This window comes from Paracoccus saliphilus, assembly GCF_028553805.1.
Classification (GTDB): domain Bacteria; phylum Pseudomonadota; class Alphaproteobacteria; order Rhodobacterales; family Rhodobacteraceae; genus Paracoccus; species Paracoccus saliphilus.
Genome location: NZ_CP067140.1, coordinates 3,243,185 through 3,257,331, shown reverse-complemented (window position 1 = coordinate 3,257,331; position 14,147 = coordinate 3,243,185). Strand labels below are relative to the sequence as shown.

General features: G+C 60.9%; 9 protein-coding genes and 1 tRNA gene. All 10 read left to right on the top strand.

Annotation, left to right across the window (positions count from 1 at the left end; genetic code table 11):
• Positions 1 to 7 precede the first annotated feature (7 nt).
• The 10 genes from JHX88_RS15715 (at position 8) to rpoC (ending at position 14,119) form a co-directional block, all read left to right on the top strand.
• Complete coding sequence (locus JHX88_RS15715; RefSeq protein ID WP_076526703.1) at positions 8 to 1,861, top strand: ABC transporter ATP-binding protein; 1,854 nt, start codon at positions 8 to 10, stop codon at positions 1,859 to 1,861.
• 64 nt (positions 1,862 to 1,925) lie between these two features.
• Positions 1,926 to 2,001: transfer RNA gene (locus tag JHX88_RS15710), tRNA-Trp, on the top strand.
• 109 nt (positions 2,002 to 2,110) lie between these two features.
• The gene (gene secE, locus JHX88_RS15705; protein ID WP_084203170.1) at positions 2,111 to 2,305 is read left to right on the top strand and encodes a preprotein translocase subunit SecE; all 195 of its coding nucleotides are present in this window, start codon (positions 2,111 to 2,113) and stop codon (positions 2,303 to 2,305) included.
• 170 nt (positions 2,306 to 2,475) lie between these two features.
• Entirely contained in the window at positions 2,476 to 3,012 is a 537-nt protein-coding gene (gene nusG, locus JHX88_RS15700; protein ID WP_076526702.1) for a transcription termination/antitermination protein NusG, read from the top strand.
• A gap of 86 nt (positions 3,013 to 3,098) precedes the next feature.
• Positions 3,099 to 3,551: a 50S ribosomal protein L11 gene (gene rplK, locus JHX88_RS15695; protein ID WP_076526701.1), complete on the top strand. Its 453-nt coding sequence runs from the start codon at positions 3,099 to 3,101 to the stop codon at positions 3,549 to 3,551.
• 3 nt (positions 3,552 to 3,554) lie between these two features.
• Positions 3,555 to 4,256, top strand: a complete 702-nt coding sequence (gene rplA, locus JHX88_RS15690) for a 50S ribosomal protein L1 (RefSeq protein ID WP_076526700.1) — start codon at positions 3,555 to 3,557, stop codon at positions 4,254 to 4,256.
• Positions 4,257 to 4,496: 240 nt separating this feature from the next.
• Positions 4,497 to 5,012 (top strand): 50S ribosomal protein L10, encoded by a 516-nt coding sequence (rplJ, locus tag JHX88_RS15685; protein WP_076526699.1) that lies wholly within the window; start codon positions 4,497 to 4,499, stop codon positions 5,010 to 5,012.
• A gap of 65 nt (positions 5,013 to 5,077) precedes the next feature.
• Positions 5,078 to 5,452, top strand: coding sequence for a 50S ribosomal protein L7/L12 (gene rplL / locus JHX88_RS15680; RefSeq protein ID WP_076526698.1), 375 nt, complete (start codon positions 5,078 to 5,080; stop codon positions 5,450 to 5,452).
• A 241-nt stretch (positions 5,453 to 5,693) separates the two neighbouring features.
• Positions 5,694 to 9,839 carry a DNA-directed RNA polymerase subunit beta gene (gene rpoB, locus JHX88_RS15675; protein WP_076526697.1) on the top strand — a complete coding sequence of 1,382 codons (4,146 nt, stop codon included), beginning with the start codon at positions 5,694 to 5,696 and terminating at the stop codon, positions 9,837 to 9,839.
• Between the two features lie 50 nt (positions 9,840 to 9,889).
• A complete protein-coding gene (gene rpoC, locus JHX88_RS15670) occupies positions 9,890 to 14,119 on the top strand; it encodes a DNA-directed RNA polymerase subunit beta' (protein WP_076526696.1) in 4,230 nt (1,409 codons plus the stop codon).
• The last annotated feature ends 28 nt before the right edge of the window (positions 14,120 to 14,147 follow it).

Sequence of the window (14,147 nt, the reverse complement as noted above, 5' to 3'; positions counted from 1 at the left end):
TGACGCCATGTTCGCGTGGTTCGAGCGACGCATAGACCCCTATCCCACTGACACGCCGGACATGCCGCCGCGGTCACTGGGAAAATTCCTCCTTCATTACAGCCACGGTGCGCTTCCTTGGCTGATCTCGCTTGCACTGCTGTCCAGCGTCATCGCCCTGATCGAGGTGATGCTGTTCAGCTGGCTGGGTGAAGTCGTAAACAGGTTGTCCGACACGCCGCGCGATGTCTTTTGGCAGCAGGAGGGTGCGCGTCTGGCGATGATGGCCGTCGTGCTGCTGATCATGCTGCCGGTCCTGAACCTGCTTGGCTCGCTGATCCTGCATCAGTCGCTGATGGGGAATTTCCCCCAGCGCATCCGCTGGCAGGCGCATCGCTATCTATTGCGCCAGTCCATCGGCTATTTCCAGGACGAGTTCTCGGGCCGGATCGCGCAGAGGCTGATGCAGACTGCGCTGGCGGTGCGCGAGGTCGCCATGAAGATCATGGATGTCGGCAGCTATGTGCTGATCTATTTCCTCGGAGCGCTCGTGCTTGCCGCTAGCCAGGATTGGCGGCTGGCGTTGCCTTTCCTTGCATGGGCCACCGGTTACGGAGTGATGCTGTGGTATATCGTGCCGCGCTTGGGGCATGTGGCGAAGGCGCAGGCCGATGCGCGCTCGGCGATGACCGGGCGCGTGGTCGACAGCTATACCAATATCGCCACGGTCAAGCTGTTCTCTCATTCGGCGCGCGAAGAGGCGTGGATGCATGATGGGATGGATTCCTTTTTGCGGACGGTCCACCGGCAGATGCGGCTCAGCAGTGCACAAGACATCACGCTGAACACCATGAACGTGCTGTTAGTGGCGCTGGTCACGGGGCTTGGGCTGTGGCTCTGGACCGAGGATCAGATCGCTGTCGGGGCCGTCGCCATCGCGGTGCCCCTGGCGCTGCGGCTGAACAACATGTCGCATTGGATTATGTGGGAATTTGCCGCGCTGTTCGAGAATATCGGTACGGTGCGCGACGGCATATCCAGCCTTGCCCTGCCGCGTCAGGTGGTGGATGCGCCGAATGCGCGCCCGTTGGTTCGGGGGCCGGGCGAGGTGCGTTTCGATCATGTCACCTTCCGCTATGCCAGCGTCGCAGGCGAGCAGCCGCTTCCGATTCTGGATGATCTGACTCTGCATATCGCGCCAAGCGAACGGGTTGGGCTGGTCGGGCGCTCGGGTGCCGGGAAATCGACGCTGGTCAACCTGTTGCTGCGCTTCCACGATATCGATGACGGGAAGATCACCATTGATGGTCAGGACATCTCGCAAGTAACGCAGGACAGTCTGCGGGCCGGCATCGGGGTGGTGACGCAGGACAGTTCGCTTTTGCATCGGTCGGTGCGCGAGAATATCGCCTATGGCCGTCCGGAAGCCAGTGAGGCCGAGATCGCCGATGCCCTGCGTATCGCCGAGGCGCATGGATTCGTGCCGGGCCTGTCGGACAGCTATGGCAGGCGGGGGCTGGATGCTCATGTCGGTGAGCGTGGCGTCAAACTGTCCGGCGGACAGCGCCAGCGAATCGCGATTGCCCGCGTGGCGCTGAAGGATGCGCCGATCCTGATCCTGGACGAGGCAACCAGCGCACTGGACAGCGAGGTCGAGGCGGCGATCCAGTCGCGGCTGGATGCGCTGATGGAGGGCAAGACGGTGATCGCCATTGCGCATCGCCTGTCGACCATTGCAGCGATGGACCGGCTGATCGTCATGGATGAAGGCCGCATCGTGGAGCAGGGCAGTCATACCGAGTTGCTGGCGCAAAACGGGCTCTATGCGCGGCTGTGGTCGCGCCAATCGGGTGGATTTCTTGCCGCGGATGCCGCCGAATGATGCAAGTGGGGCCAAAGCCCCCTTGCACCAGAAACCTCACTGCCGTAAACGGTCGCACGGCCATAGGGGTATAGCTCAGTTGGTAGAGCATCGGTCTCCAAAACCGAGGGTCGTGGGTTCGAGTCCCTCTGCCCCTGCCAGTCTCTTTTTCCGGATGGGGGATTCTCCATCCCGGATCGGGACAGCCAGGGTTGAAAGCCCGCCGTGGCTTGGCTAAGTTATGCCCCTGCATACTCGAAGGAGCCGATCGTGCCCAATCCCGTCCAGTTTATCAATCAGGTTCGTGCCGAAGGCTCCAAGATCACATGGCCGAATCGCCGCGAGGTGGTGACGACCACGATCATGGTTCTCATCATGGCGGCGCTGACCAGCCTGTTCTTCTTCCTGGTCGATCTGGTGATCCGCTTCGGTATCACCAACGGCTTGCAGATGATCAGCGGCTGATCGGGGCTTGCAATTTCGGGTCCGTGGCGTTATTTGCGCCCGACTGTCCGGCAAACGGCGTGCATCGAATCCGCATGCGCGCCGATTTCAATTTTGCCGAACATATTTGAATTCAGGGGCTTGGCGCGTGTATCGCGTGATTCTCCCAATGAGCAGGGGTCGCTAGAGGCATGGCAAAACGTTGGTATTCGGTCAGCGTCCTTTCGAACTTCGAAAAAAAGGTCGCCGAGGCGATTCGCCAGTCGGTGGCCGAGAAGGAGCTTGAGGAGCAGATCGACGAGGTGTTGGTGCCGACCGAAGAGGTCATCGAGATTCGCCGTGGCAAGAAGGTGACCTCGGAGCGCCGCTTCATGCCAGGCTATGTGCTGGTCCATATGGAGATGACGGACCGCGCCTATCACCTGGTGAACTCGATCAACCGGGTGACCGGATTTCTCGGTGCGCAGGGCCGGCCGATGCCGATGCGCGACGAGGAAGTGAATACGATCCTTCACCGCACCGGCGAAGGGGACGAGGCTGCGCCGCGCAACCTTATCCGCTTTGATGTGGGTGAGAGGGTGAACGTGACCGACGGGCCCTTCGAAGGGTTCTCGGGCATGGTCGAAGAGGTTGACGAGGTGTCCGCGCGCATCAAGGTCACCGTGTCGATCTTTGGCCGGCCTACGCCGGTCGAGCTGGAATTCACGCAGGTCGCGAAGACCGCGTGATTGGTTGCGGGAGGCTTGCCGCCGTACCGCTAAGTCGGCCCTGAGCCCAGTTATGGGTGGGGCGTGATGATAAAGGAGAAGGCCAGATGGCCAAGAAAGTTGTCGGGCAGCTGAAGCTGCAGATCAAGGCGGGTGAAGCCAACCCGTCGCCCCCCGTTGGCCCCGCTCTGGGTCAGCGCGGCATCAATATCATGGAATTCTGCAAGGCGTTCAACGCCAAGACGCAGGAGATGGAAAAGGGTTCGCCCGTTCCGGTCGTGATCACCTATTATGCCGACAAGTCGTTCACCTTCGAGACGAAGACGCCGCCCGCGTCCTTCCTGTTGAAGAGAGCCGCCGGGCTGAAGCCGCAGGGTAAGCGGAACCGTGCAAGGGGCGGGGAAACTCCGGGTCGTGTGACCGCCGGTTACGTTACCGTCAAGCAGGTGCGTGAGATCGCGGAAACCAAGATGCAGGACCTGTCGGCGAATGACATCGAGCAAGCGATGAAGATCGTGCTCGGTTCGGCCCGTTCGATCGGTATCGAGGTGAAAGGCTAAGCCATGGCGAAGATTTCGAAAAAGAAAGCCGCAGCTCGCGCCGCCTTCGAAGGCAAATCGAACCTTTCGGTCGAGGATGCCGTCAAGCTGGTCAAGGGTAATGTGCAGGCGAAATTCGACGAGACTGTCGAGATCGCGATGAACCTGGGCGTAAACCCGCGCCATGCCGACCAGATGGTGCGTGGCGTCGTGACGCTGCCCGCCGGGACCGGCAAGGATGTCCGTGTCGCCGTATTCGCGCGTGGCCCCAAGGCCGACGAGGCGAAAGAGGCCGGTGCCGATATCGTCGGCGCCGAGGACCTGATGGAAACCGTGCAGTCGGGCAAGATCGAATTCGACCGTTGCATCGCCACTCCTGACATGATGCCGCTGGTTGGCCGTCTCGGCAAAATCCTCGGTCCGCGTAACCTGATGCCGAACCCCAAGGTCGGCACGGTGACGATGGATGTCGCAGATGCCGTCAAGGCCGCCAAGGGCGGTGAGGTCCAGTTCAAGGCCGAGAAGGCGGGCGTGGTTCATGCCGGCGTCGGCAAGGCGTCCTTCGATGCCGACAAGCTGGCACAGAATATCCGTGCCTTCGTCGACGCGGTGAACAAGGCCAAGCCGACCGGCGCGAAAGGGACCTATCTGAAAAAGGTCTCGATCAGCTCGACGATGGGGCCTGGCGTGTCGCTGGACATCGCTTCGGCGGCGTCCGAAGCCTGATGAAATTTGCCGGAGCGATCCGGCGAATGGCGGGGTAGCCGCAAGGCCGCCCTGTCCTGTCCGAGACGGAGGGTGCCTGAACCTGAAAGGGTGACGGCTTAATGTCCTTCCTGAGATGGGGAGCAAGCATTTTTCCGAAGGTCAACCTTCGGGCGATCTTGTCCCTAGCGGACCCGACCCGGTTCCTTGTGACCGGGAAAAGTGAGAGCCGGGGGGAAACCCCCAAATTGGAGTGAAACCGTGGATAGAGCGCAAAAAGAACAGGTGGTCGACGAACTCGGCCAGATCTTTGAAAGCTCTGGCGTCGTTGTGGTTGCCCACTACGAGGGAATGACGGTTGCGCAAATGCAGGACCTTCGCTCGCGCATGCGCGAAGCGGGCGGTTCGGTGCGTGTTGCCAAGAACAGGCTCGCCAAGATCGCCCTCGAGGGTAAGCCATGCGCAAGCATTGCAGACTACCTGACGGGCATGACCGTGCTCACCTATTCGGAGGATCCTGTCGCTGCTGCGAAGGTCGCCGATAAATATGCCAAGGATAATGACAAGTTCAAAATCCTCGGCGGCTCGATGGGTGAGTCGGCTCTAGACGTTGCTGGCGTGAAAGCCGTTGCAGCGATGCCATCGCGTGACGAGCTTATCGCTTCGATCGTGGGCTGCATCGGTGCACCTGCTTCGAACATCGCCGGCGCGATTGGCGCCCCTGCAAGCAATATCGCGGGCATCCTCTCGACCCTTGAGGATCGAGAGGCGGCTTGACGCAACCCTTTCCCGACGAGTGGTTGAATACTCGACGTTGGAACACTAACTGAAAGAACGGAAAAATGGCTGATCTGAAAAAACTCGCCGAAGAAATCGTGGGCCTGACCCTGCTGGAAGCCCAGGAACTGAAAACCATCCTGAAAGACGAATACGGCATCGAGCCCGCTGCTGGCGGCGCCGTCATGATGGCTGGCCCTGCTGCCGATGGCGGCGAGGCTGCTGAAGAGAAGACCGAATTCGACGTTGTTCTGGTCGAAGCCGGTGCAAGCAAGATCAACGTGATCAAGGAAGTTCGCGGCATCACCGGCCTGGGCCTGAAAGAAGCCAAGGACCTGGTCGAAGCCGGCGGCAAGATCAAGGAAGGCGCGTCCAAGGACGAAGCCGAAGAAATGAAGAAAAAGCTCGAAGACGCTGGTGCGAAGGTCGAGCTGAAGTAATCGGCCTGTCAAGGCTGATCGAAAAAGGGCAGGGTCCGGGATTTCCCGGTCCCTGCCGAACCTGTCTTGAAGGGCGGTCTTTGTTGACGCTGCGTAAGACCTTCCTTCAGGGCATGTTCGAGGTTCGGGAGCCGCGCGGTGGGACGGGCGGCAAGTATGGAACCTCACCCCTGCATTCGTAGGCCGCGCCTCGGGGGCCCCGACCCGAGACGCGCGCGAAGACGAAAGGTGATAAGACCCCATGGCGCAATCCTATGTCGGCCAGAAGCGTATCCGGCGCTATTACGGCAATATCCGCGAAGTTCTGAAGATGCCGAACCTGATCGAGGTTCAGAAGTCTTCCTACGAGCTGTTCCTCAAATCGGGCGAGGGCGAAGGTCACAATGACGGTGACGGCATTCAGGGCGTTTTCCAGTCCGTGTTCCCGATCAAGGACTTCAACGAGACTGCGACGCTGGAATTCGTGAAATACGATCTGGAACGTCCGAAATATGACGTCGACGAGTGTCAGCAGCGCGACATGACCTATGCGGCGCCGCTCAAGGTGACGCTGCGTCTGATCGTGTTCGATGTCGATGAGAATACCGGCGCCCGTTCGGTCAAGGACATCAAGGAACAGGATGTCTTCATGGGCGACATGCCCCTGATGACCTATAACGGCACCTTCATCGTAAACGGGACCGAGCGTGTCGTGGTCAGCCAGATGCACCGCAGCCCCGGCGTGTTCTTCGACCATGACCGCGGCAAGACCCATTCTTCGGGCAAACTGCTGTTCGCCTGCCGCATCATTCCCTATCGCGGCAGCTGGCTGGATTTCGAATTCGACGCCAAGGATCTGGTCTTTGCCCGCATCGACCGTCGCCGGAAACTGCCGGTGACGACGCTGCTTTATGCGCTCGGCATGGATCAGGAGGGCATCATGGATGCCTTCTACGAAACCGTCGATTACGGCCTGCGCAAGACCGGGCGGGAGCAGGGCTGGGTTACCCGCTTCTTCCCCGAGCGCGTGCGCGGCACCCGTCCCTCCTATGATCTGGTGAACGCCGATACCGGCGAGGTCATCACCAAGGCGGGAGACAAGGTGACTCCGCGCCTGGTCAAGCAACTGCTGGAATCGGGCGAGCAGGTGAATTTGCTGCTGCCCTTCGACCGGATCATCGGCCGCTTTGTCGCCAAGGATATCATCAACGAGGAAACCGGTTTCATCTATGCCGAGGCCGGGGACGAGATCACCGCGGAATACGACAAGGAAGGCGACCTGAACGGCGGGCTTCTGAAAACCCTGCTGGATAACGGCGTGACGGATATCCCGGTTCTCGACATCGATCATGTCAATGTCGGCCCCTATATCCGCAACACCATGGCCGCGGACAAGAACATGAACCGCGAGCAGGCGCTGATGGATATCTATCGCGTCATGCGTCCGGGCGAACCGCCCACCGTCGAGGCCGCCTCGACGCTGTTCAACAGCCTGTTCTTCGATTCCGAGCGTTACGATCTCTCGGCTGTCGGCCGGGTCAAGATGAACATGCGCCTCAACCTGGACGCACCCGACACGCAGCGTACCCTGCGCCCCGAAGATATCGTGGCTTGTGTGGGTGATCTGGTCGGCCTGCGCGATGGCAAGGGCGAGATCGACGATATCGATCACCTCGGCAACCGCCGGGTGCGCTCGGTCGGCGAACTGATGGAAAACCAGTATCGGGTCGGTTTGTTGCGCATGGAGCGCGCGATCCGCGAGCGCATGTCGCAGACCGAGATCGACACTGTCATGCCTCAGGACCTGATCAACGCGAAACCGGCTGCGGCTGCGGTGCGCGAATTCTTCGGCTCTTCGCAGCTGTCGCAATTCATGGACCAGACCAACCCGCTCTCCGAGGTGACGCATAAGCGCCGCCTGTCCGCGCTTGGGCCGGGCGGTCTCACGCGTGAACGCGCGGGCTTCGAGGTTCGCGATGTTCATCCGACCCATTATGGCCGGATGTGCCCGATCGAGACGCCGGAAGGTCAGAACATTGGTTTGATCAACTCGCTGGCCACCTTTGCTCGCGTGAACAAATACGGCTTTATCGAGACCCCTTACCGTAAGGTCGAGGATGGCAAGGTCACCGATGACGTCGTCTACATGTCGGCAACCGAGGAAATGCGCCACACCGTGGCCCAGGCCAATGCCGAACTGGACGAAGATGGCAAGTTCGTACAGGAACTGGTCAGCACCCGTCAGGCCGGTGACTTCATGCTCAACCCGGTCGATGCGGTCGATCTGATCGACGTGTCGCCGAAGCAGCTGGTCTCGGTCGCGGCCGCCCTGATCCCCTTCCTGGAAAACGACGACGCCAACCGTGCTCTGATGGGTTCGAACATGCAGCGTCAGGCCGTGCCTCTGCTGCGTGCCGAAGCGCCCTTTGTCGGTACCGGGATGGAAGCCATCGTGGCCCGCGACTCGGGTGCCGCGATCATGGCGCGCCGTGGCGGGATCATCGACCAGGTCGATGCGCAGCGGATCGTTGTGCGTGCCACCGAAGATCTGGGCGCGGGCGACGCGGGCGTGGACATCTATCGTCTGCGCAAGTTCAAACGCTCGAACCAGTCCTCGACCATCAACCAGCGTCCGCTGGTCAAGGTGGGCGAAAAAGTTGTGGGCGATCAGGTCATTGCCGACGGTCCCTCGACGGATCAGGGCGAACTGGCCATCGGCCGGAACGTGGTCGTCGCCTTCATGCCCTGGAACGGCTACAACTACGAGGACTCGATCCTGATCTCCGAGCGGATTCACCGCGACGACGTGTTCACCTCGATTCATATCGACGAATACGAAGTGGCGGCCCGCGACACCAAGCTGGGGCCCGAGGAAATCACCCGCGACATCCCCAATGTCGGTGAAGAGGCGCTGCGCAACCTGGACGAGGCAGGCATCGTTTATATCGGTGCCGAAGTCGGTCCGGGCGATATCCTGGTGGGCAAGATCACGCCGAAGGGCGAAAGCCCGATGACGCCGGAAGAAAAGCTGCTGCGCGCCATCTTTGGTGAAAAGGCGTCCGATGTTCGCGACACTTCGCTGCGTCTGCCGCCCGGCGCTTACGGCACCATCGTCGAGGTCCGCGTCTTCAACCGTCACGGCGTCGAGAAGGACGAGCGTGCGCTGCAGATCGAGCGCGAGGAAGTCGAGCGTCTGGCCCGTGACCGGGATGACGAGCAGGCGATCCTCGACCGCAACATCTATGCGCGTCTGAAGTCGCTGATCATGGGCAAGGTCGCCGTCAAGGGGCCGAAAGGCGTCAAGGCGAATTCCGAGATCACCGAGGAATTGCTGGGCACGCTGAGCCGTGGTCAGTGGTGGCAGCTTGCGATTGGCGAGGAAGAGATCGCCAAGGAACTCGAGGCGCTGAACCAGCAATATGACAGCCAGAAGAAGCTGCTGGAGGCCCGCTTCGAGGACAAGGTCGAAAAGGTCCGCCAGGGCGACGACCTGCCGCCGGGCGTGATGAAGATGGTCAAGGTCTTTGTCGCCGTGAAGCGCAAGCTTCAGGCGGGCGACAAGATGGCCGGTCGTCACGGCAACAAGGGTGTCGTCTCCAAGGTCGTGCCGATGGAGGACATGCCGTTCCTTGCGGACGGGACTCCGGTCGATCTCGTCATGAACCCGCTCGGCGTGCCGTCGCGGATGAATGTCGGTCAGATCCTTGAAACCCACATGGGTTGGGCATCGCGCGGTCTTGGCATCAAGATTGACGAGGCGTTGGAGGCTTATCGCCGCGATGGCGACATGTCCCCGGTGCGCGATGCGGTGAAGAACGGCTATGGCGAAGAGATGTATGCCGAGACCTTTGCTGACATGGAAGACGATACGCTTGTCGAACATGCCAACACGGTTCGTACCGGTGTGCCGATCGCAACCCCGGTCTTTGACGGGGCCAAGGAGGCCGATATCAACGACGCGCTGACGCGTGCGGGCTTTGACAGTTCGGGGCAGTCCATCGTCTTCGATGGCCGGACTGGCGAGCAATTCGCCCGTCCGGTCACGGTGGGGATGAAATATATCCTCAAGCTGCACCATCTTGTCGACGACAAGATGCACGCACGCTCGACCGGTCCCTACTCGTTGGTCACGCAGCAGCCTCTGGGCGGCAAGGCGCAGTTCGGCGGACAGCGCTTGGGTGAGATGGAGGTCTGGGCCCTCGAAGCCTATGGTGCCGCCTATACCCTGCAAGAGATGCTGACCGTGAAGTCGGACGACGTCGCCGGACGGACCAAGGTCTACGAGTCCATCGTCAAGGGCGAGGACAATTTCGAGGCTGGCGTGCCGGAATCGTTCAACGTGCTGGTCAAGGAGGTCCGGGGTCTGGGCCTCAACATGGAACTCCTGGATGCGGAAGAAGAAGAGTGAGGGCGCAAGCCCTCACCCGACTTTCCCGTACCCTTCATTAGGATTTGAAAATGAACCAGGAACTTGCCTCCAATCCCCTGAACCCGCTGGCAGCGCCGCGGCAGTTCGACGAAATCAAGATCTCGCTGGCCTCGCCGGAAGAAATTCTGGCCTGGTCCTTCGGCGAGGTGAAGAAACCCGAAACCATCAACTACCGCACGTTCAAGCCCGAGCGTGACGGGCTGTTCTGCGCGCGTATCTTTGGCCCGATCAAGGACTACGAGTGCCTGTGCGGCAAATACAAGCGGATGAAATATCGCGGCCTCGTCTGCGAGAAATGCGGTGTCGAGGTGACGTTGCAAAAGGTCCGCCGCGAGCGCATGGGCCATATCGAACTGGCCGCGCCTGTCGCACATATCTGGTTCCTCAAGTCGCTGCCCTCGCGCATCGGCCTGATGCTGGACATGACGCTGCGCGACCTGGAGCGGATCCTCTATTTCGAGAATTACGTCGTCATCGAGCCCGGCCTGACCGATCTGGCCTATGGCCAGTTGATGAGCGAAGAGGAATATCTCGACGCGCAGGACAATTACGGTGCCGATGCGTTCACCGCCGATATCGGCGCCGAGGCGATCCGCACCATGCTGGCCAATATCGACCTGGCGGCAACGGCAGAACAGCTGCGCGAGGATCTGAAAGAGGCCACCGGTGAACTGAAGCCGAAAAAGATCATCAAGCGGCTGAAGATCGTCGAAAGCTTCCTCGAATCCGGCAACCGTCCGGAATGGATGGTGCTGACCGTCGTTCCGGTCATTCCGCCGGAACTGCGTCCGCTGGTTCCGCTGGACGGTGGCCGCTTTGCGACTTCGGATCTGAACGACCTGTATCGCCGGGTTATCAACCGGAATAACCGTCTGAAGCGCCTGATCGAGCTGCGTGCGCCCGATATCATCGTCCGCAACGAAAAGCGGATGCTGCAGGAATCGGTCGATGCTCTGTTCGACAATGGCCGTCGCGGCCGCGTCATCACGGGCAACAACCGTCGCCCGCTGAAGTCGCTGTCGGACATGCTGAAAGGCAAGCAGGGCCGCTTCCGGCAGAACCTGTTGGGCAAGCGCGTGGACTTCTCGGGCCGTTCGGTCATCGTGACCGGTCCCGAGCTTAAGCTGCATCAATGCGGTTTGCCCAAGAAGATGGCGCTCGAACTGTTCAAGCCGTTCATCTATTCGCGGCTTGAGGCGAAGGGGCTGTCCAGCACCGTCAAACAGGCGAAAAAGCTGGTCGAGAAAGAGCGCCCCGAGGTCTGGGATATCCTCGACGAGGTGATCCGCGAGCATCCGGTTCTGCTGAACCGTGCGCCGACGCTGCACCGCCTTGGCATCCAGGCATTCGAGCCGATCCTGATCGAGGGCAAGGCGATCCAGCTTCATCCGCTGGTCTGCTCGGCCTTCAACGCCGATTTCGACGGCGACCAGATGGCCGTGCACGTCCCGCTGAGCCTCGAGGCGCAGCTGGAAGCGCGTGTGCTGATGATGTCCACGAACAACGTGCTGTCGCCTGCCAACGGCGCGCCGATCATCGTGCCGTCGCAGGATATGATCCTTGGCCTCTACTACATCACGATGGAGCGCGAGGGCATGAAGGGCGAGGGCATGGCTTTCGCCAATGTCGAAGAGGTCGAGCACGCCCTTGCCGCCGGCGAGGTGCATCTGCACGCCAAGATCATGGCGCGGCTGCGCCAGGTCGACGAGAACGGCAACGAGGTTCTCGTTCGCTTCGAGACGACGCCGGGCCGCATCCGGTTGGGCGCCTTGCTGCCGTTGAACGCCAAGGCTCCGTTCGAGCTGGTCAACCGCCTGCTGCGCAAGAAGGATGTGCAGCATGTCATCGACACGGTCTATCGCTATTGCGGTCAGAAGGAGTCGGTGATCTTCTGTGACCAGATCATGGGCATGGGTTTCCGCGAAGCCTTCCGCGCCGGCATCAGCTTCGGCAAGGACGACATGGTGATCCCGGACAACAAGTGGACCATCGTGGACGAAGTCCAGAGCCAGGTGAAAGAGTTCGAACAGCAATATCTGGACGGCCTCATCACCCAGGGTGAGAAGTATAACAAGGTCGTGGATGCCTGGTCGAAATGTAACGACCGGGTGACCGAATCGATGATGTCCACCATCTCGGCCAGCAAGCGGGACGAGAACAATGCCGAGCAGGAACCGAACAGCGTCTACATGATGGCGCATTCGGGTGCTCGGGGCTCGGTCAATCAGATGAAGCAGCTCGGCGGGATGCGCGGCCTGATGGCCAAGCCCTCGGGCGAGATCATCGAGACGCCGATCATCTCGAACTTCAAGGAAGGCCTGACCGTTCTTGAATACTTCAACTCGACCCACGGCGCGCGGAAAGGTCTGTCGGACACCGCTCTGAAGACGGCGAACTCGGGCTACCTGACCCGCCGTCTGGTGGATGTCGCGCAGGACTGCATCATCCGCGAGCATGATTGCGGCACCGAGCATTCGATCACCGCCTCGGCGGCGATCAACGATGGTGAGGTGATCGCGCCACTGTCCGAGCGCATCCTGGGCCGTGTCGCGGCCGAGGACGTGGTGGTTCCGGGCGAGGACGAGATCATCGCTCGCGCCGGGGATCTGATCGACGAACGCAAGGCCGACGAGATCGAGCAGGCGGGCGTTCTGACGGTTCGCATCCGGTCTGCCCTGACCTGCGAATCCGAAGATGGGGTCTGCGCGCTTTGCTATGGCCGCGACCTAGCTCGCGGTACGCTGGTCAATATCGGCGAGGCTGTCGGCATCATCGCCGCTCAGTCCATTGGCGAGCCCGGCACGCAGCTGACGATGCGGACCTTCCATATCGGCGGTATCGCCCAGGGCGGGCAGCAGTCGTTCCAGGCTGCTTCGCATGAAGGCAAGGTCGAGTTCCGTAACGAGAACGTGCTGGCCAATGCGAATGGCGAACAGGTCGTGATGTCGCGCAACATGCAGGTGGTCATCGTCGATGATCAGGGTGTCGAGCGTGCCAGCCACAAGCTGTTCTATGGCAGCAAACTGTTCGTGAAAGCCGGAGAGCGGGTCATTCGCGGCGCCAAGCTGTTCGAATGGGATCCCTATACCCTGCCGATCATTGCCGAAAAGGGCGGCGTGGCGAAATTCGTCGATCTCGTTTCGGGCCTGTCGGTCCGCGACGAAACCGACGATGCGACCGGCATGTCTCAGAAGATCGTGACTGACTGGCGCTCTGCACCACGCAGCAACGACCTGAAGCCGGAAATCATCATCATGGATGCCAATGGCGAGCCGGTTCGCAACGATCAGGGCAACCCGGTCAGCTATCCGATGTCGGTGGACGCCATTCTGTCGATCGAAGACGGCCAGGAAATCCGTCCGGGCGACGTGGTGGCTCGTATTCCGCGCGAAGGTGCCAGAACCAAGGACATCACCGGGGGCCTTCCCCGCGTGGCGGAACTGTTCGAGGCCCGTCGTCCCAAGGATCACGCCATCATCGCCGAGGCAGATGGCTATGTGCGCTTTGGCAAGGACTACAAGAACAAGCGCCGTATCGCCATCGATCCGTCCGAGGAAGGTCAGGAGCCGATCGAATACATGGTGCCGAAAGGCAAGCACATCCCGGTGCAGGAAGGCGACTTCGTGCAGAGGGGCGACTACATCATGGATGGCAACCCGGCTCCGCATGACATCCTGCGGATCCTGGGGATCGAGGCGCTGGCCGACTACCTGATCGACGAGGTGCAGGACGTCTACCGGTTGCAGGGTGTGAAGATCAACGACAAGCATATCGAGGTGATCGTTCGCCAGATGCTTCAGAAGATCGAGATCATCGACAGCGGTGAGACAACCCTGCTCAAGGGCGAGCATGTCGAGCGCGACGAGTTCGAGGAAGAGAATGCCAAGATCGAAGCGCGGGGCGGTCGTCCGGCCGTGGGTGAGCCGGTCCTCCTGGGGATCACCAAGGCCAGCCTGCAGACCCGCAGCTTCATCTCGGCGGCCTCCTTCCAGGAAACGACCCGCGTGCTGACCGAGGCTTCGGTCCAGGGCAAGCGCGACAAGCTGGTCGGGCTGAAAGAGAACGTCATCGTCGGCCGGTTGATCCCGGCAGGCACAGGTGGCGCAACCACCCGCGTTCGCCGCATCGCTTCCGAGCGTGACAACGAGGTGGTCGAAGCCCGCCGCGCCGAGGCCGAAGCCGCCGCGGCTCTGGCCGCGCCGGAACCGGCAGCTGAAGCTGCACCGGCCGACATGCCCGATGCGGGCAGCGAAGAGTGATCGACCCTGAATGACGAAAAGACGAAGA

What these genes read in the sequence shown, in the direction of transcription:
- JHX88_RS15715 (WP_076526703.1), top strand. Translation starts at nt 8, where the DNA reads ATGTTCGCGTGGTTCGAGCGACGCATAGACCCCTATCCCACTGACACG.
- nusG (WP_076526702.1), top strand. Translation starts at nt 2,476, where the DNA reads ATGGCAAAACGTTGGTATTCGGTCAGCGTCCTTTCGAACTTCGAAAAA.
- rplK (WP_076526701.1), top strand. Translation starts at nt 3,099, where the DNA reads ATGGCCAAGAAAGTTGTCGGGCAGCTGAAGCTGCAGATCAAGGCGGGT.
- rplA (WP_076526700.1), top strand. Translation starts at nt 3,555, where the DNA reads ATGGCGAAGATTTCGAAAAAGAAAGCCGCAGCTCGCGCCGCCTTCGAA.
- rplL (WP_076526698.1), top strand. Translation starts at nt 5,078, where the DNA reads ATGGCTGATCTGAAAAAACTCGCCGAAGAAATCGTGGGCCTGACCCTG.
- rpoB (WP_076526697.1), top strand. Translation starts at nt 5,694, where the DNA reads ATGGCGCAATCCTATGTCGGCCAGAAGCGTATCCGGCGCTATTACGGC.
- rpoC (WP_076526696.1), top strand. Translation starts at nt 9,890, where the DNA reads ATGAACCAGGAACTTGCCTCCAATCCCCTGAACCCGCTGGCAGCGCCG.